Source organism: Myxococcus sp. CA051A (assembly GCF_013336705.1).
Lineage (GTDB): Bacteria > Myxococcota > Myxococcia > Myxococcales > Myxococcaceae > Myxococcus > Myxococcus llanfairpwllgwyngyllgogerychwyrndrobwllllantysiliogogogochensis.
Window position 1 is genome coordinate 30,661 of sequence record NZ_JABUMS010000001.1, and the last position, 18,203, is coordinate 48,863.

The following is an 18,203-nucleotide window of genomic DNA, read 5'->3' on the forward strand; positions in this document are numbered from 1 at the left end:
GAAGACGTTGGCCGGTGACAACGCGCCTGCCCTGAGGGCGGTGCGTCAGGCGCGAGTGCGCGGGAGGCCGAGTTTCTGGCGCTTTTCCCACAGCGCCTTGCGGCTGATGCCCAACCGCTTCGCCAGCTCCGTCTCGCCCATGTGCTCCTGGTGCTCGAGCACGAAGCGTCGGAAGTACTCCTCCATGGAGCCGCCCGCCTCCTCGGCTTCTGGCTCGACGGGCGCGGGTGCGTCGGTGGTGTGGGGACGCGGCTCGCCGCCGGGGAGCTCCAGCGCGAGCAGGTCGGGGGTGATGACGGGGCTGTCCGCGAGGATGACCGCGCGCTCCAGGGCGTTCTCCAGCTCGCGCACGTTGCCGGGCCAGGGATGGACGGTCAGCGCCAGCAGGGCTTCCGGTGACAGCGTGGCGGGAGCGCGGCCGAGCTTCCGGCAGGCCTTCTCCAGCAGGTACTTCGCCAGCACGGGCAGGTCCTCGCCGCGCTCGCGCAGGGGCGGAGTGCGGATCTCCACCACGCGCAGCCGGAAGTAGAGGTCCTGCCGGAAGACGCCCTCTTGCACGCGACGCGGCAAGTCCCGGTGCGTGGCGGCGACGATGCGCACGTCCACCTTGCGAGGCCGCGTGGAGCCCACGCGCCGCACCTCGCCGTCCTGGAGCATGCGCAGGAGGCGGGCCTGCGCGGCCGCGGGCAGTTCGCCCACTTCGTCCAGGAAGAGGGTGCCGCCGTGCGAGGCTTCCACGAGCCCCGCGTGCGCGGTGAGCGCGCCGGTGAAGGCGCCCTTCTCGTGGCCGAACAGCTCGCTCTCCAGCAGGCCCTCTGGAATCGCCGCGCAGTTCACCGACACCAGCGGGCCGTCCGCGCGAGGGCTCTGCGCATGGAGAGCGCGGGCCACCAGCTCCTTGCCCGTGCCGGACTCGCCGAGCACCAGCACGGTGGCGGGGGAGGGCGCGACCTTGCGGATGCGCTCGAACACGTCGCGCATCGCGGGGCTGCTCCCCACCATTCCGCTCACGGGATAGGCCTGCTCCACCTCGCGCTTGAGCGCGGCGTTCTGTCGGGTGAGCTTCCCCTCGCGCAGCACGCGCTCGACCTGGAGCAGCAGCTCGTCGTGGTCGAAGGGCTTGGCGATGTAGTCCACGGCGCCCAGCTTCATCGCGTCCACGGCGGACTTCACCGTGGCGTAGCTCGTCATGATGAGCACGGGGACGCCCGGGCATCGAGCGATGACGTCCGTGCCCGGCGCGCCCGGCAAGCGCAGGTCCGACAGCACCAGGTCGAATGAGTCGAGCGCGTAGTCGCTCGCGGCTTCCTGCACCGCGCCCGCTTCCGACACGTCGTGTCCCGCGCGCACGAGCAACCGCCGCAGCTCCGTGCGGATGATGGGCTCGTCCTCGATGACCAGGATGCGACTCATGCGGTGGCTCCCGGACCTGGACGCGAGCTCGACTCCACGCCGCGCGCGTCGGGCAGGCTCACCGTCACGGTAGTCCCTCCACCCGTCCGACTGTCCACCTGAATGGTGCCGCCGTGCTCCCGGACGATGCCCGCCACCAGCGCGAGCCCAAGGCCCGTGCCCTCGCCTGGCTGCTTCGTGGTGAAGAACGGCTCGAAGACCCGCTGAGAGAGCTCCGAGGGGATGCCGTGCCCCCGGTCCAGCACGCGCAGATGGATGCGCCCGTTCGCGGACTCCGCTTCCAGCTCCACGCTCGCGCCTTCAGGGGACGCGTCCACGGCGTTGGTCAGGAGGTTCACGAGCACCTGCTCCAGGCGCTGCGAGTCGCCTTGGACGACGAGTCCCTCGGGGCTGTGGTGCTCGAAGCGCACGCCGCGAGACTTCGTCGACGCGCGCGCCAGTCGAGCGAGCTGCACGGCCTCGGTCAGCAAGGGGCCGACCTCCACGCGCGCGAACGGGCGAGCCTCCCCGCCCACCGTACCCGCGTGGCTGAAGCCCACCAGCGCGCGCACAATCGCGTCGATGCGGCGGCACTGCTGGAGGATGAGGAGGGTGCGTTCCTTCACCGCGTCCGCGTCATCCAGCTCGTACTTGAGGTTCTGCGTCAGGCTGGCGATGGCCGTCAGTGGATTGCCAATCTCGTGCGCCACGCCCGCCGCCACGCGCCCCAGTGAGGCCAACCGGTCCTGGTGCGCCAGTCGAGCATCCACGGCCTTGCGGGCCGTGAGGTCCTCCACGAGCAGCGCCATTCCCTCCGAGGCGCTGCCACCTTCCTCGTCGGGCGTGAGCCGTGAGCGGTGGAGGCGCAGCGTTCGCTCACCGTCGCCCACCGTGACGCGCGTCTCGGTGTCCGCTTCGGCGCCGGTCGCGAAGCCGGACAACAGCGGACCCCAGGGAGAGGGCAGGGCGGCCAGGGGATGACCGCGCGCCGCGTGCTCCTCCACGCCAGACAGTCGCTCCAGCGCCGCGTTCCAGATGACCACTTCTCCATCCGGGCCCACCGCGCACACGCCGAGCGGCAGGTCTTCCAGGATGCGCCGCAGATAGCGCCGTACGGCCTCCACCGCGTGTACCGGGCCCTGCATGCCCCGGGCATCGCGCAGGCGTTCCTCCACGAAGCGAAGTTGCTCGGCCAGGGCCGCGCGTGTGCCGGGACCCAGTCGGAGCGCTTCCTCCACCGTCAGCCGCGCCAGCACAGGGCCGAGGAGTCCGGACAGGTTTCGCTCCACGCCGTCGCGCAGGCGGCGAAGCTCCGCGGGGCGACGCTCGTCGGGGGACATTCCCAGGCCGGCCAGCGCGCGGTCGACCTCGGCTGATGCGGCCTCGGCGCCGAGCAGGGGCGCGAGTCGCTCGCGGAACTCCCGGGGCGAACCTGCCTCCACTCCGCCGGAGACGAGTCCCGGGGCTTCACGCGTACACGCTCGCGCGGCCTCGGCTTCCGATTCGGACTGTCGCGTGGCCAGCGACACGGCGACGAAGGCCAGCGTGTTGAGGGTCAGTGAAGCGAAGGTGGAGAAGCCCCAGGGTTCGTCGCCAGGGAAGCCCAGCAGCACCGCCACGCGGTGGGTCCATGCGACCACGCCTGGCGAGGCCCACAGCGGCACCACCAGCGTGAGCAGCCACATCGTGGCCCCAGCGCCCAGGCCCGTGAGCAGGCCCGCGCGAGTGGCCCGCTTCCAGAAGAGCAGGCCGAGCACTCCCGGGGCGAACTGCGCCACGGCCACGAAGGATACGAGCCCCAGGTCCACGAGCCCGAGGCCGCGAGTGTCCAGCAGCCGGTAGAAGCCGTAGCCCGCGAGGATGATGAGCGCGATGAGCAGGCGGCGTGCCCACAGGAGCCAGCCGTACAGGTGGGGTTGTCCGCGCGCGTACCCCAGGGGCAGCACCAGGTGCGTGAGGCACATGGGGGCGAGGGCCAGCGTGGTGACGATGACCATGGCGCTGGACGCGGACACGCCGCCCAGGAAGGCCACCAGCGCCAGCCCCGTGGCACCGCGAGCACCACGGGCACCGCCAGGTTCATCACCAGCAAGACGAGTGGGAAGGCCCACGTCGCGGTGGACAGGGCGTCGCGCTCGGGGGCCTCGGTGAAGGCGACGTGGTAGCTGCGCGGAGTGAGGAAGGCGGCCGCGCAGGAGAGCACCAACAGCGGAGCCCAGGACGCTTCACGGGCGGGACGGCGCAGTTGCTCCACCGCCTCCGGGTTTGCCTCCAGCCACTTCCACAGTCCGTCCACGCCGCCGAAGACGGACGACACGGCCCAGGCACCCACTGCCACGAGGGCCACCACCTTCACGGCGGACTCGAAGGCGATGGCCAGCATCAGTCCTTCGTGTCGCTCGCGCGGGGTGAGGTGTCGCGCGCCGAAGAGGACGGAGAAGACGATGAGCACCGCGCAGAAGCCCATGCCGACGAGCGTGGGCGAGGCCGAGGGACTCAGCACCTTCGCGGACTCAACGACAGCGCGCACCTGGAGCGCGAGGTAGGGGAGGCTGCCGGCCAGCATGAAGAGCGTCACCGCGGTGCCGGTGCTCTGGCCCGGGTAGCGGAAGGCGAGCAGGTCCGCCAGCGAGGTGAGCTGGAGTTCACGCGTGAGGCGCAGAAGCGGGCGCCACAGCACGGGCACGAGCAGGCAAGCCAGCGTGACGCCCAGGTAGATGCCCAGGTAGCGGAAACCGTGTCGGGCCGCGTAGCCCACGCTGCCGAAGTAGGACCACGACGTCGCGTAGACGCCGAGCGCGAGCGCGTAGACGAGCGGGTGCTGGGTGATGCGCGAGGAGATGAGGCCACGCTCGGCCGCGTAGGCGACGAGGAACAGCACCAGCAGATAGGCAACGGATGCGGCGACGAGCGAGCCCAGCTCAAGCGTCATGGCCACCGCTCCGGTAGGCGGCCCAGGCTCCGAGGGCGATGACGCCCAGCCACACGATGAAGGGCATGTACCCGGGTGCGTCCTCCGCCAACCACAGACGCCGCAGCGGCGAGCCAAAGAGCAGCACAGCGATGGTGAAGACGAGCAGCGACGGCATCGCGGGCGCGTCCTGCTCCGGGGGGCGCTTCATGGTGGTGAGGATAGCAGCGGGGCGACGGCTGGGTGACAATGCGGTGAAGTGCTGTCCCCATGCCGGGGGGAACTGTAGATGGCCGCGGTTGAAACCGTCGCGTGGGTGAAGCCACCCGAGCCGATCCGCGGCCTCGACCACCTCGTCCGCGCGAGCTTCAGGGGGCGCGAAGAGCTGCACGCAGCGACGGGGAGACGGTTTCCACGAGCCACTCCCGGTCAGTTCTCCCGAGCGCTGCGGACCAGATGAATGGTGGGAAGCTCCGCGAGCAGATGGTCGATGCAGGTCCGTACCGCCGCCGTCAGCGACCGATGGGCGCGGTAGAGCAGATAGACACCGGCAGCCTCCCCTTCCCAGTCTTCTAGGACTCGAGCCATGTGCCTCTTGTTCACATCCTGGGCGCACAGCGACTCGGGGAGCATCGCGATGCCGACACCCGCGAGCACCGCGCGATAGGCAGCGGAGAACTCGCTCACGTAGAGGCGCGGCGCGAAGGTGAAACGTCGCTTCGTGCGACCTTGGGCGAGCGTCCACGTTGCGTGGCCGTCCGTGGCGCGCGTCGTGATGCAGTCGTGAGAGGCGAGCTCCTCGACTCCGCGAGGCGTGCCGTGCGCCTTCAGGTAATGCGGGCTCGCGAACAGCAACTTCCTGGTCATCGGGCGGACCTCGCGCGCAACGAAGTCGTCGGTGTCTTTCAATTTTTCCGTCGCGATCGCGATGTCGAAGCCGCTGTCGGGGTCGGGGCGACGTCCGTCGATCTCCAGGTCGATCGACACCCCCGGGTGCCTGGCGAGGTACAGGTAGACCACGTTGGCGACGGCGGGGCCGAAGGCGCTCGGCGCGGCGATGCGAACGCGGCCGCGAGGTTCATCCTGGAGCTCGCGAACCTGCCCGGTGCCTTGCGCGAGGTCGTCCATCGCGCGTTCGGCATGGTCGAAGTACTTACGCCCCGCGTCCGTCAGGCGCAGCGTCCTCGTCGTGCGCTCCAGGAGCCGCAGGCCGAGCGCCGACTCGAGCCGGGCGATGCGGCGGCTCACCGTCGAGACGGGAACCCCGCGCTCACGAGCAGCGGCGGAGAAGCTCCGCCGTTGCACCACGCGCACGAGCAGCGCGACGTCGTTGAGGTCCACGTCTATTTTTGCATTCATGATAAGAGTCCGTTTCCGAGGAGCATACTAGTGCGTGCCCGTTCCGTCCGGTATCTCGTTGCGCATGACATGGTCGACCGAACAGACGCGCTGGCTCATGAAGGTGCTTCAGCCAGAACAAACCGTGGCATCGCTTCCCGGGGCCGCGGCGCTCACCGAGCCGATGCGTGCGGCCCTGCTCGGCCTCGCTCCTGACGCCTACTCCGCCGAGCTTGGGCGCCTGCGGGCAGGCGCGAAGGAGGCCGCGCGCGAGCTGCTCGCGGATCCCGCGGTGGGCGCGATGGTGGACCGCCTTCCCTTGCGGCCCGGGGCGAGGGTTCTCGCGTTCGGCGATAGCCACACTTCCGATCCGCAGTCGTGGGCGGTGATTCTGAACGAGATGTTGGCCGCGCGCCGTCCCGCGGATGGAATCTCGATCGAAGTCAGCGCCGTCGCCGGTGAGACGACAACGCACAGCCTGATTCGAATCGGCGGGGTCATCGCGAGGAATCCAGACTGGATCTTGTTCTTCATCGGCGTGAACGACGCTCGAACACAAGGCCCGACGCCGAGCAAGACGCTCGTCGCTCCCGAAGAGACGGCGCGCAACCTCGCGGAGCTCCGCAAGCGCGTCTCCCGGGAGACGAAGGCGCGGTGTCTGTGGGTAACTCCTGCCCCGGTGCTCGAAGATCGCGTGTCGAAGCATTGGGGGTTGTCCCGCTTCGGGGTTCGCTTCCGCAACGAGGACATCGCCCGCGTCGCCGAGGTCATTGCCGCCTTCGACGAGCCGGCGATCGAACTGTTCGCGAGGCTCGGCCTGCCACCCCCGCAGGAGCTGCTCATGGAGGACGGGCTTCACTTCACGCAGGAGGGGCAAAAGAGAATCGCGCTCGAAGTCGTGCGCGGCTGGGCCGACGCGAGGGCGCGATGAAGTATCTGGTCACGGGTGCGACCGGTAACATCGGCTCGGGAGTAACCCGGTGCCTCCTTGCACGGGGCGATCGCCCGTGCGTGTTCGTGCGTGACGCGAAAAAGGCGCGAGCGCTTTTCGGGAATCGAGTCGAAGTCCGGGTCGGCGATCTGGCTGGTTCGCGCGCCTCTCTCTCCGCCGCCCTCGCGGGGATCGATGCAGTGTTTCTCCTGAGCAGCGGTCCCAAGCTCGGTGTCTGGGATCGCGCGTTCGCGCTCGCCGCCAGGGCTGCCGGGGTCAAGCACCTGGTCAAGCTCTCGACGCTGGACGTGAGCACGGGCGTGGGGACCGGCCCATGGCATGCGCGCGGCGAGACCGCCGTTCGAGAGAGCGGCCTCTCGTTCACGTTCATCCGGTCGGCGGCGTTCATGTCGAACGTGCTCGGCTGGGCCGATTCGATCGCCTCCGAGGGCGTGCTCCGGTCCTCCACGGGCGAGGGGAAGATAGCCTTCATCCATCCGGACGACATCGCCGAGGTCGTCACCAGGGCCCTGACGACGCGCGAGTACGTCGGGGAGTCTTTGGTGATTACAGGGCCGGAGGCGCTGAGCTACGGCGAGATGGCCACCCGGATCGGCGCCACCCTCGGAAAGACGGTTCGCTTCGAGCCGATCTCCGATGAGGAGGCCCAGGCGGACGTTGGCAGAGGCCCGTACGCCGCGGCGCTCGTCGATATCTGGCGCGCGGTCCGCGAAGGGCGGATGGCGCTCGTCAACGAAGGAGTGGAGCGCGTCCTCGGACGAAGGCCGCTCTCCTTCGACCGCTGGGTCGCGCAGCACGCCGAAGCGTTTCGCTGATCGCTCAGCTTCGGTAGGAACCCTGTGCCTCCCCAAAATTCGAGGGCTGCATCATGCGCGCGTCAAAGCCGCGTCACGACGTGCCAGGCGCGGTGGGCTCGCGCACGCGCCCTTGGCGGAGAGGGTTCAGACATCTTGGTAGACATAGGACACACGCGGGTCGTGCGGTCGTGCATGGCCCGCGAGGTACACGTCTGTGCCGGCCATGCCTGTCTCTTCAACGGAGTTGAGCACGAAGCCGGGACCTGCTGGGAGGCCATCGTCGAACCAGCGCAGCAGCAGCTCGTGGGCGAAGAAGGCAAGTATCCGAGGAGCCGCAACCGGGTCAACGAGTGCACGTGCTGGCTCGAGCCATTCAAGAGCACGCAGGGCCTGGTCCAGCGGGTCATCCGGCGCGGGAAACCGCTGGTAGTCGCTCACCAATCCAGGCCAATCGCGTTCGAGCAGCGCCACTGCATATTGCCCAGGCAAGATGACTTCGTAGCGCACCTCGGTGATTCCTGGAGTGCGCCAAGGTTGGTTGAAGTTCATCGTCCGCACTCGCAAGGCATCCACCGACACGGGGCGGCCACCTGCGAGGCAACTGGCTCTATGGGGCGGTATCGGAAAGCGGCGACGCCACTCGTTTTGATAAACCATGTCTCGCTTCCCAAGCACCTCTGGGTGGACAGAGGCCCTGTCTACGACGAGGTAAAGGAGTGTGCACCAAGACGAGCCACGCTCGACAGAAGGCGCGACGGTGGAGCGCGGGCACTCCTGGCTGAATCGCTTCCGACGACTGCTGGTGCGATGGGAGAAGACACCTCTCTGGGAATGCCGCGCCTCGCGGCGGCCATCATCATCTGGTTCCACGCGCTCCTGCCGAGATAAGCTCCGGGATGTTGGCCCCTCAATTGCTTCGGGCAGAGGCAGCCCCTCATCTCGTCACTGGAAGCCGAGCACCCATGCGTTCCCGCCCCTTCGTCTCTGTCCTCCCAGCCGCTTCCACCTCGTCTGTCCGCGCCAGGGAGGTGGCCCTGTGAGCCGCGTCGCGGGATGGGCGTTGCTGGTGCTCGCGCTGGTCGTGTCGTACCGCCCGGCCGAGGCCGCGCAGGCGAAGAAGACTCAGGCGAAGAAGACCCAGGTGGCGGTGCTGCGCCCGGAGGGCCGCCAGGCGGATGCGCTGCGCAGGGTGCTGACGCAGGAGCTGGGCAAGAAGGGACGCGGGCGAGAGGTGCTGCCCGCGAAGAAGGTGGATGCCCAGGTGAAGCTCATCCGCGGCGGTCCGAAGACGGATGAGCAGCGGCAGGCGCTGGCGAAGAAGCTCGGCGCGGACGTGCTGATCCTCGCCTCGGTGAAGGGGACGAAGCGCTGGGACGTGGAGGTCCGCGCCTACTCCGGCAAGGACGGCACCCTCCTCGCGGAGGAGCGCTGGGCCGTCCGCACGAACCGCGCCTTCCCCGATGTGCGGCGAGAGCTCGAGCCCAGGCTGGGCGCGGCCCTGACGGAGGGCTCGGAGCAGAGCCTCCCGCCTGCCGCCGTCACGCCTCCGACTCCTGTCGCCGAGCCCGAGCCCGAGGTCGCGCCCCCGGCCCCCGTCGCGGAGGCACCGCGCCCGGCGGTGGTGAAGCCTCCTCCGCCCACCGTGAAGAAGGAGGAGCCGCTGGTGGAGCCCGAGCCGAAGGCCGCCGGCCCGCGCGACCTGGACGGCCCCACCCTGGAGGTTCTGCTGTCCGGACAGGGGCTGTTCCGCCGCTTCAACTTCTCGGGCAACAACGCCGACGAGCTGCCCGACTACAGCCTCAACAGCGCCGCGGCGGCGAGCCTCGCGGTGAGCTACTTCCCGCTCTCCCACTTCACGGATGGGGTGGTGCACAACCTGGGTATCGTGGCGCGGGGCTCACGCGCCTTCGGGCTGTCCACGCGGCTCCCGGATGGCTCCAGTCACGCCACCACCGCGCAGCTCCTGGAGGGAGGCCTGCGCTTCCGCCTGCCGCTGCGGTGGCTGGAGGTCTCCGTGGGCGCGCTGTACGGCACCCACTCCTTCGCGGTGGAACTCCCGCCGGAGAGCACCTTCACCCTGCCCGACGTGGACTACCGCTTCGCGCACGTGGAGCTGGGCCTGCGCAAGGCGCTCACCGAGCGATGGGCCATCGCCGCGCGCGTGGGCTACCAGCACGTGCTGAGCGGCGGCGAGCTGTCCTCGGACGACTACCTCCCGGAGCTGAGCGGCTCCGGACTCGATGGCGAGCTCGCCGTGGAGTTCGCCCTGACGCGCATGCTGGGTCTGCGGCTGGGCGGAGAGATGCGGAGCTACTCCTTCACCGCCAACGCCGCGGAGGGCACCCCGGTCTTCGCCGGCGGCGCCAAGGACCTGTACTTCAGCGGTCAGCTCGGCGTGTATCTGAGGCTGTAGCACCGGCGCATTGAGGGGGTCTGTCCCCCACGCATGTGGCGCGTCCTCCACACTTTTGCGCGAGGCCCGCACGAAAAGTCGGGTCTGATGAAACGCGTATGCACGTGTGACACGAGTTTTTCAGTATCCGTGTCATCGGGCCATTTGACCGACGCGCGTGCGAGTCGCGGCTACATTGACAGGAACGCGTAATCCATCCGATTGGTATGTCTCCCAATGATGGAGGCGCTCGTGCCGAGGATGCGGTCACAACGGTTGTCACGAGAGCCAGCGGAGCGGGGACGGTGGTGGCGCCCGGTGGTGCTCGGGCTGGTCTTGAGCGGGGCTGCTGGCTGCGAAGGAAACATCTCCAACCCGGAGGGCCCCGGTGGAGGACCCGGCCCCGGTACGCCCACCGCCATCGAGAAGCCAGCCCCGTCCGTGCGGATGGCGCGCCTGACGCACGTGCAGTGGACGAACAGCGTGCAGGAGCTGCTCAGGCTGGATGCACCGCCCACCACGCTTGCGGGCACCTTCCGCGCGGACCCCGCCCAGAGCGGCTTCCTCTTTGACAACGATGCGCGCGCCCTCTCCGTCGACGAGGCCCTCTGGGGCGCCTACCAGCGCGCCGCCGCGGAGCTCGCCGGCCAGGTGACGACGGACGCGACGAAGCTCGCGCGTGTGCTGCCTCCGTCGGCCGACACCGGCGAAGCGCGCGCCCGTGCCTTCGTGGAGTCCTTCGGCCTGCGCGCGCACCGGCGCCCGCTGACGTCCGAAGAGGTGGAGAGCTACCTCGGGCTTTACCGCAGGGGGCCCCAGGCCTACGCGGACATGGCGGCCTTCGAGGGGGGCATCCGGCTGGTGATTGAAGCCTTCCTCCAGTCGCCCCACTTCCTCTACCGCGTGGAGCGCAGCACCCAGGCCGTGCGGGACCGGGTGCCGCTCGACGACTACGAAGTGGCTTCGCGGCTGAGCTACGGCCTCTGGAGCGCCATGCCGGACGACGCCCTGTTCGCCGCCGCGAGCGAGGGCACCCTGCATTCCCGCGAGGGCGTCGCCACACAGGCACGGCGCATGCTCCAGGACGCGCGCTCGAACAAGGTGGTGGAGGCCTTCCACCGCACCCTCTTCGACGTGCCCCGCTATGCCGCCATCCGCCCCTCCCTCACGCGCTACCCGCAGGTGTCCGAGCGCCTCGGGGAGCACGCGGCCCGGGAGACGACCCTCTTCGTCCAGGACGTCGTCTTCTCCCGCAAGGGCGGCTACAGCGACCTGCTCACCTCGCCAGCCACCTTCGTCAACGACGAACTGGCGCGGGTCTACGGGCTGAGTGGCGCGTTCACCGCCGACTTCGTCCCCGTGACGTTGGACTCGCGCGAGCGAAAGGGCGTGCTCACCCAGGTGGGCTTCCTGGCCGCGCACGCGACGTCGGTGGACCCGGACCCCATCCACCGCGGCGTCTTCGTGTCCGAGCGCATCATCTGCCGGAAGATTGGCGCGCCGCCGGCCAACATCCCACCGCTCCCCGCCCCGCAGGGCCGCACCAATCGCGAGGTCGTCGCCTCGCACACCGAAGTGCCCGGGAGTGCGTGCGCCAGCTGCCACTCGCACCTCATCAACCCGCTCGGCTTCCCCTTCGAGAACTTCGACGCCATCGGCGGCTACCGCACCACGGACAACGGACATCCGGTGGACGCCAGCTCGACTCCCAACATCAACGGAGAGACGGTGCCGGTGCGCGACGCGCTCGACCTGGCGGACGCACTCGCGGCCAATGAAGGGGTGCATGCGTGCTACGCGCAGCACTGGGTGGAGTACCTCCACGGGCGCCCGTTCGCCCACGAGGATGGGCCGTTGGTGGAGCGGCTCGGAAAGCTGTCGAAGGCGGGCAACCTGCCCATCGTCGACCTCGTCGTGGAGGTCGTCACCAGCGAGGGCTTCGTGAATCGCCACCCGGAGGAGCTGCCATGAAGCTGAGTCGCCGGATGGTGTTGAAGGGCCTGGGCGGGACGATGCTGAGCCTGCCGTTTCTCGAGGGGCTGGTGCCGAGGACCGCCCGCGCGGCGGATTTGGGGGCGCTGCCGTACGCCATCTTCTTCCGGCAGGCCAACGGCGTCGCCTCGGCCCAGACGACGTCGGAGCTCGGCGCGGAGCCGGAGCGCTTCTGGCCGCGCACCCTGGGCGCGCTCACCGCGGCGAGCAGCGCCGGGCGGGCCGTGGACGTGCTCAAGGACCACCTCGCGGACCTGCTGCTGGTGCGCAACATCAACATGAAGGACTACAACTACGGGGACGGCCACGCCCGCGGCGCCATGCAGGGGCTGACCGCGCGGGGCCCCGTGGTGGAGGGCGCGGGCGGCGGCTCCGAGTCCGGAGGCGAGTCCATTGACCACCGCATCGGCCGCGAGCTCAATCCGCAGCAGCGTGACTCGCTCGTCTTCTACGCGGGCCGGCGTGGCGGCTGGCTCGGGGGGCCCTGCCTCTCCTACCGGAGCAGCAACGTGCGCCGGGCCGCGCTGCATGACCCGTGGAATGCGTACCAGACGATGATTGGCGGCCCGGGAGGACTGACTCCCGAGGCTCGCGAGCAGCTCCTCGTCCGGCAGCGCAGCGTGAACGACCTGGTGAAGGCCCAGCTCCAGTCGCTCCAGCAGCGTCCCGAGCTGAGCGCGTCCGACCATGAGCGCTTGGACCTGCACCTGTCCAACGTCCGGGACCTGGAGGTCGCCCTGAGCTGCCGCATGCGCGCGGACCAGGAGCTCATCCTCCAGCAGCAGTCACCCGGCTATGACAGCACGGACGGCACCGAGGTGCTCGCCACCGCCAGGCTGCACATGGACATCGCGGTGATGGCGATTGCGTGCGGCACCAACCGCGCGGCCGTCATCCAGGTGGGCAATGGCAACGACGGCGACACGCGCTACCGCGACCCGGACACGGGGCAGTTGATGGAGAACTTCCATTACGTGTCCCACCGTCGCACGTCGCACGACTCCAGCGGCGGCATCATCACCGGCTCGGACCTGCTGCACCACCACGTGGACGTGCAGTTCGCGCGCGCCTTCAAGCACCTCCTGGACCGGCTGGCGGCCTACCAGATGCCGGACGGAAAGCGACTCATCGAGCACGGCGTGTCTGTCTGGTACAACGACCTGGGCAACGGGCCGGCTCACTCGGCGCGCAATGTGCCCTTCGTCCTGGCGGGCAGCTGCAATGGCTTCCTCAAGCAGGGCGTCTACGTCGAGGCGTCGGGCGGCGGCAATCCCAACCACAACCGGATGCTGAACACGATTGGCACCGCCGTGGGGCTGAGGAACGCGGCCGGCGGGAGCCTGGACGACTTCGGCGACCCGGCGCTGACCAAGGGCGTGCTCTCCGAGCTCATCGCCTGAGTAGACGATGGCGACCTGCTCCAGTGTTCGACGCTGGAGCAGGCCCTACCCCGTGCCTCAGTAGAAGGTGATGGTGAACTGCTCCCATTGCCCCACGGAGGCACCGGCGGCATACACCCCGCCGTCGCCCCCGTTATCGGCATACAGGTAGCGGGGGGTGAGGAGATTGTTCGTCGACAGGGCCACGGTGTCTCCGGTGCCGATGGTGAGCAGGCCCGTGCCGGATATCTTCGAGATGCGGAAGGTTTCATAGCTGCCAGGCGCCGTGGGGGTGGCTGTCACCTCCGAGCCGCCACCGTTCACGGCCATGAGATAGTTGCCGTTGACCGTCTGCAGGTGGATGAGGTCGCCGGTCTGCAGCTCGAAGCCGTTGCGGTCCACCAGTTGGAACTTCTCCCAGGGACCCACGGCGGCACGATTGGCGTTCACCGCGCCGCCGCCGCCGCCCTCGGCCACCACGTAGTGGCCGCGCAAGGCACGCAGGGAGATGGTTCTTGAGTAGAGACGCGCCACGGTGGCCGCGTCCGTGATGCTCAGCGAATCGCGCTGCCCGATGGCCTGCCCCCCCAGGGGCTCGATGGTGGGCAGCCCATTCTTCGAGAACGCCGTCCTCGGGTAGTGCATGATGGAGCCGTAGTCATAGGCGAGGATGTCGTCACCGTCGGCGATCTGCTGGTTGAAGTTCTGCTCATAGCCCGCGGTGATGTTCTCGGGCCGGACGAGCACGTAGTTATTGCGGTCCTCGCGCGACTGCTCGTGCCACAGCCCCAGGGCATGTCCGATTTCATGGATGGTGTTGCCCGTGGTGCACCCGGCCTCCAGCGTCACCACCTGCCTGCCACCAATTCGTCCCACGTGGGCACTGCACCCGGCGCCCGTCTGGAAATTGACGTAGTTCGGGTACAGCGCCGCGTTGAGCACGTTGCGTTGCACGAAGCGCAGGTGCGTACGCTGTTGCCAGTGGTTGATGGCGTCCGTGATTCGCGCCTGGTTTGGCACAGCCGCGTCGATGGTGTAGGGCACCTCGGAGTTGGTCCAGCGGAAGTTTGCTCCGGTGATGGCCACGCCCTGGGCGTGGACTCCCGGGGCGTCGAGACCTCCCCGGGCCTTCACCTCGCGCACGCGCGCCTCCATCTCCTCCACCGTGCCGAGAATCATGTCTCCATCGAGGATGGCCAGTCCATCCACCTCGGCGTACTTTACGGGCACCAGCTTCCCTCTCGCGGCGTTCCAGGCGTAGCCCTCGCGAACCGGGGCGCCAGCCGGCACCCGGGCCATCTCCGGGTCCAGGGCGGGACGCGACTCCAGTCCCTCACCGCAGGCGGTGAGCAGCAGGCTGGGGATGAACAGTGCAACCAGCGCGGACTTCAATGTAAGTCGAAGCATGGTGCCTCCTTTCCGGAAGGCATTCCGGAAAGCAGGAGACAACCACATCACTCTGACATTTGTCGTTTGGAATTAAGGGCCCGCACCAATTCACGGCATGCCCCGGCGCCTCCGCCGAATGGAAGAGATGCACTGCATATGCATTCATGGGCGCCAAGGCGAACGGGTACCTGTGGATTCCCCGTATGGGTTATAGCGCCAGGACTCGGGTTCCAGGCGTAACCACACGAGTAGACCCCTTCTACTTTGCGGACATGCGGGAACAGACGCGGAGACGATCAAATGCATGTGATGGACTCTGTGTCCATGGTCCTCAAGTGCTTTCTGGCGGGTCGCCAGAGGACGCTGGCCATTCACATGTTGCTGGCCGAATAGGAGGGGGAAAGGAATAGTGTCTTTCATTCCATGGGGGGCTGGTCCATTCCGGGTTCCATCCTGCTCCTTGGGGGAGAAACAAGATGCGAAGCCGTCAAGGTATGCTGTGGTCGTGGGGGCTGGGCCTGACACTGGCCTTGTCACTGGGGGCGTGTGGTGTGGACTCCCGTCCTCCCGCGGATGGGGTGTCGCAAGAAGACCCCGGGGCGTTGACGAGTGAGCCGCTGGAAGCCTCGTTCACATGGGACCCGTATGCGGACGCGGTGGCGTCGGGCACCAATGCGGCGGTGCTCAACGCGAGCGCGGCGCTGGGCGCTCCGGATGGACAGGTGGCGACGCTGCTGGGCCTGCTCAACGCGGCGCTGGTGCTGGATCTGGGTGCGGGCGAGGAAGGCACCGGCGACCTGCGCGTCTACTACAAGGGCTTGTCGTTGGCGCTGGTGGCCCAGGTGGACTTCCTGAAGGCGGATGGGACCTACATCGGCTCCAGCTCGTTGCATCTGGTGGAGCTGGGCCTGGGGACGCATATCGCCGTGGCGACGTACCCGGGGAACGTCCCCTATCGCTACGTGCGCCTGAAGGGCGCGGTGGCGCTCTACCTGGTGGACGCGGTGGAGACGTCGCTGCGGGCCGTCTGTGGTGATGGGGTGCTGGGCGGATTCGAAGTCTGTGACGACGGCAATCAACTCTCGGGAGACGGCTGCAACAGCGTCTGCAAGTTGGAGCCGGGCTACACCTGCACGGGACAGCCGACAGTGTGTACCGACATCGACGAGTGCGCCGCCGGTACCGACAACTGCGACGAAAACGCCACCTGCACCAACATCGGGGGCTCCTTCACCTGCGCCTGCACCGCGGGGTACGAGGGCGACGGCGTGACCTGCACCGACATCGACGAGTGCGCCGCCGGTACCGACAACTGCAACGACAACGCCACCTGCACCAACATCGAGGGCTCCTTCACCTGCGCCTGCACCGCGGGGTACGAGGGCGACGGCGTGACCTGTACCGACATCGACGAGTGCGCCGCCGGCACCGACAACTGCAACGAGAACGCCACCTGCACCAACACTGGGGGCTCCTTCACCTGCGCCTGCAAGGCGGGGTACGAGGGCGACGGGGTGACCTGCACCAACATCGACGAGTGCGCCGCAAGCCCCTGCCTGAACGGTGGCACCTGCATCGACGGCGTGGGGAGCTACACCTGCAAGTGCGCGCCCACCTACGAGGGGAACATCTGCCAGTCTTGCTCCGGCACCCTCGCGGACTGCAACGCGAACTCGTCCGACGGCTGCGAGGTGAACCTCCAGAGCGACGCCGAGAGTTGCGGCGCCTGCGGCATCGTGTGCTCGACGGGACAGATCTGCTCGAACGCCACCTGCCAGGCCATCCCACCCGGCCAGGTCCCCGGCACGCCGGTCAGCTCCCCCGCGAACCACAGCCCGCTGGCCCCGACGGTCGCCGATGTGAATGGCGACGGCAAGCTCGACATCCTGGTGGCCAACGCCGAATCCGGTTCGACCCAGACGCCCTCTGGCTCGCTCTCCGTCTTCCTGGGGAATGGCGACGCCAGCGTCCAGCCAGAGGTCAACTACGGGAGCGCCTCGCTCTCCAGCAACGCGGTCGTGGCCGTGGACGTGGACGGTGACGGGTGGCTCGATGCCGTCACCGTCGACGGCCAGACCAACCTGCCCCTCATCAACGGAAACATCAGCGTCTACAAGAACCTGGGCTCGAGCGCGCCCGGGACCTTCGGCGCGCCGACGAGCTTCACCACTGGCACCCCGGGCTCCGTCCACCTCTGCACCGGGGACTTCGATCACGACGGGGTGGCTGACATCGCCACGACAAGCGTGACCCAGAACCAGGTGAGCGTGCTCTTCGGCACCGGCGCGGGCAACTTCGGCGCGCCCACGTTCATCGGCATCCCGAACACCGGCGGCGCGCAGTCGACCACCGCCTGCCGTGACCTGAACAGCGATGGCTTCTCCGATCTCGTGGTGACGAGCCCCGCCAGCGCACGCCTGTCGGTCCTCATCAACCAGGGCGACGGCTCGTTCGCCGCACCCGTCGCCTACAGCAATTCCGCCAGCGGCCAGACGGCGGGCATCGCCTTCGGCGACGCCGACGGCGACGGCACACTCGACATCCTCTCGAACGGCGCGGCCGGCCGGTACCTCTTCTTCTTCAGAGGGAACGGCAACGGCACCTTCGCGAGCGGCGCTCAGTCAATCGCCGCGGCCAATACGGCCACCAACTCGGCGCTGGGCGTCGTGGCCGGTGACTTCAATGGCGATGGCAAGCTCGACGCCTACATCCTCGTGACGGCGGCCTCGGGCGGCGTCCGCCCGATGACCGGCAACGGCAACGGAGGCTTCAGCTCTGGCGCCGTCGTCACGACCGGCGCCTCGCCTGGCCTCAACGCCATCGCCACCGCGGACATGGACGCGGATGGGTACCCCGATCTCATCCTGACCAACAGGGGATCCAGCACCGTGACCGTGGTCCCCAACGGACTCTAGGTCGCTGTCCGCGATACCGCGATGGGACAGTGTGCTCTGAGTTCAGCGCGGTCTCGGTAGGAGGATCGGTGCGCCGCGTGCTTCGCCGCGCGGCGCACCGAAAGACACGCAGGCGCCTGACGGGCATTACGTCGCGGGCTCGGGCTGCTGCGCGCCGGGCGCGCTTTTCGTAGAGTCCTACGCCATGAACCTCCTTACCTTCGGTCTCAACGTCACTTTGGACGGGTGCATCGACCACACCCAGGGCATCGCGGACGACGAACTGCACGACTATTGGACGCAGCTCATGGACCAGAGCGGGGCGATGCTCTTCGGGCGCAACACCTACGAGCTGATGGAGGGAGCCTGGCCCGCGGTGGCACGCGACGAAAAGGCGCCGCGCGCGATGCGCGAGTGGGCACAGAAGCTCGAGGCGAAGGCAAAGTACGTCGTGTCGGGTTCGCGGAGCGACTTTCCGTGGCGGAACACCATCAAGGTGGAGGGTGACCTTCGCGAGGCGATCTCGGCGCTGAAAGCGAAGACCGAGCGGGGTGTCCTCGTCGGAGCGCCCAAGCTCGCGGCTGCACTGGAGGAGTTGGGGCTCATCGACGAGTACCGCATCGTCATTCATCCCATCATCAGTGGCCGCGGGCCGACGTTGTTTCAGGGCCTGTCGAGTGCGCGGCAGCTCGAACTCCTATCGACGCAGCGGTTCAAGTCCGGCGTACTGGCGCTCCACTTCCGTCGCAAAGCGGGATGAGTTGGAG

The 18,203-nt window shown here is 68.4% G+C and carries 14 protein-coding genes and 1 pseudogene; 8 read left to right on the plus strand and 7 right to left on the minus strand.

Features of this window, described 5'->3' with window-relative positions:
- Positions 1–45: 45 nt before the first annotated feature.
- The 5 genes from HUA74_RS00125 to HUA74_RS00140 all read right to left on the minus strand — a co-directional run bounded on the left by HUA74_RS00125 (position 46) and on the right by HUA74_RS00140 (position 5,644).
- Positions 46–1,413, minus strand: a complete 1,368-nt coding sequence (locus HUA74_RS00125) for a sigma-54 dependent transcriptional regulator (protein ID WP_174452949.1) — start codon at positions 1,411–1,413, stop codon at positions 46–48.
- Positions 1,410–2,732: a PAS domain-containing sensor histidine kinase gene (locus HUA74_RS45290; protein WP_371817195.1), complete on the minus strand. Its 1,323-nt coding sequence runs from the start codon at positions 2,730–2,732 to the stop codon at positions 1,410–1,412. The genes HUA74_RS00125 and HUA74_RS45290 overlap by 4 nt, the downstream gene beginning before the upstream one ends.
- Positions 2,733–2,947: 215 nt before the next feature.
- Positions 2,948–4,324: a hypothetical protein gene (locus HUA74_RS45295; RefSeq protein WP_254624853.1), complete on the minus strand. Its 1,377-nt coding sequence runs from the start codon at positions 4,322–4,324 to the stop codon at positions 2,948–2,950.
- The gene (locus HUA74_RS00135) at positions 4,314–4,514 is read right to left on the minus strand and encodes a hypothetical protein (protein WP_174452950.1); all 201 of its coding nucleotides are present in this window, start codon (positions 4,512–4,514) and stop codon (positions 4,314–4,316) included. Before HUA74_RS00135 ends, HUA74_RS45295 begins: the two co-directional genes overlap by 11 nt.
- Before the next feature lie 218 nt (positions 4,515–4,732).
- On the minus strand, positions 4,733–5,644 hold the full coding sequence (locus tag HUA74_RS00140) for a LysR family transcriptional regulator (RefSeq protein WP_371745498.1): 912 nt from the start codon (positions 5,642–5,644) through the stop codon (positions 4,733–4,735).
- 52 nt (positions 5,645–5,696) lie between these two features.
- Here HUA74_RS00140 and HUA74_RS00145 point away from each other — a divergent pair, with 52 nt between their 5' ends.
- The gene (locus tag HUA74_RS00145; protein WP_371817174.1) at positions 5,697–6,572 is read left to right on the plus strand and encodes an SGNH/GDSL hydrolase family protein; all 876 of its coding nucleotides are present in this window, start codon (positions 5,697–5,699) and stop codon (positions 6,570–6,572) included.
- Positions 6,569–7,408, plus strand: a complete 840-nt coding sequence (locus HUA74_RS00150) for an NAD(P)H-binding protein (protein WP_174452952.1) — start codon at positions 6,569–6,571, stop codon at positions 7,406–7,408. Before HUA74_RS00145 ends, HUA74_RS00150 begins: the two co-directional genes overlap by 4 nt.
- 126 nt (positions 7,409–7,534) lie before the next feature.
- On the opposite strand, the gene HUA74_RS00155 is transcribed toward HUA74_RS00150, so the two are convergent.
- Positions 7,535–7,939, minus strand: coding sequence for a hypothetical protein (locus HUA74_RS00155; protein WP_254624854.1), 405 nt, complete (start codon positions 7,937–7,939; stop codon positions 7,535–7,537).
- A gap of 208 nt (positions 7,940–8,147) precedes the next feature.
- On the opposite strand from HUA74_RS00155, the pseudogene HUA74_RS00160 reads away from it, so the two are divergent.
- The 4 genes and pseudogenes from HUA74_RS00160 to HUA74_RS00175 form a co-directional block, all read left to right on the plus strand.
- Positions 8,148–8,278 (plus strand): annotated as a pseudogene (locus HUA74_RS00160) (IS5/IS1182 family transposase); the annotation flags it as partial.
- A 148-nt stretch (positions 8,279–8,426) separates the two neighbouring features.
- Complete coding sequence (locus tag HUA74_RS00165) at positions 8,427–9,803, plus strand: hypothetical protein (RefSeq protein WP_174452954.1); 1,377 nt, start codon at positions 8,427–8,429, stop codon at positions 9,801–9,803.
- A 240-nt stretch (positions 9,804–10,043) separates the two neighbouring features.
- Positions 10,044–11,753, plus strand: a complete 1,710-nt coding sequence (locus HUA74_RS00170; RefSeq protein ID WP_246136946.1) for a DUF1592 domain-containing protein — start codon at positions 10,044–10,046, stop codon at positions 11,751–11,753.
- Positions 11,750–13,174, plus strand: a complete 1,425-nt coding sequence (locus tag HUA74_RS00175; RefSeq protein ID WP_174452955.1) for a DUF1552 domain-containing protein — start codon at positions 11,750–11,752, stop codon at positions 13,172–13,174. The genes HUA74_RS00170 and HUA74_RS00175 overlap by 4 nt, the downstream gene beginning before the upstream one ends.
- Before the next feature lie 57 nt (positions 13,175–13,231).
- On the opposite strand, the gene HUA74_RS00180 is transcribed toward HUA74_RS00175, so the two are convergent.
- Positions 13,232–14,560: a M12 family metallopeptidase gene (locus HUA74_RS00180; RefSeq protein WP_174452956.1), complete on the minus strand. Its 1,329-nt coding sequence runs from the start codon at positions 14,558–14,560 to the stop codon at positions 13,232–13,234.
- Positions 14,561–15,018: 458 nt separating this feature from the next.
- Here HUA74_RS00180 and HUA74_RS00185 point away from each other — a divergent pair, with 458 nt between their 5' ends.
- A complete protein-coding gene (locus HUA74_RS00185) occupies positions 15,019–17,457 on the plus strand; it encodes an FG-GAP-like repeat-containing protein (protein ID WP_174452957.1) in 2,439 nt (812 codons plus the stop codon).
- A gap of 184 nt (positions 17,458–17,641) precedes the next feature.
- Positions 17,642–18,196, plus strand: coding sequence for a dihydrofolate reductase family protein (locus HUA74_RS00190; RefSeq protein WP_174452958.1), 555 nt, complete (start codon positions 17,642–17,644; stop codon positions 18,194–18,196).
- The last annotated feature ends 7 nt before the right edge of the window (positions 18,197–18,203 follow it).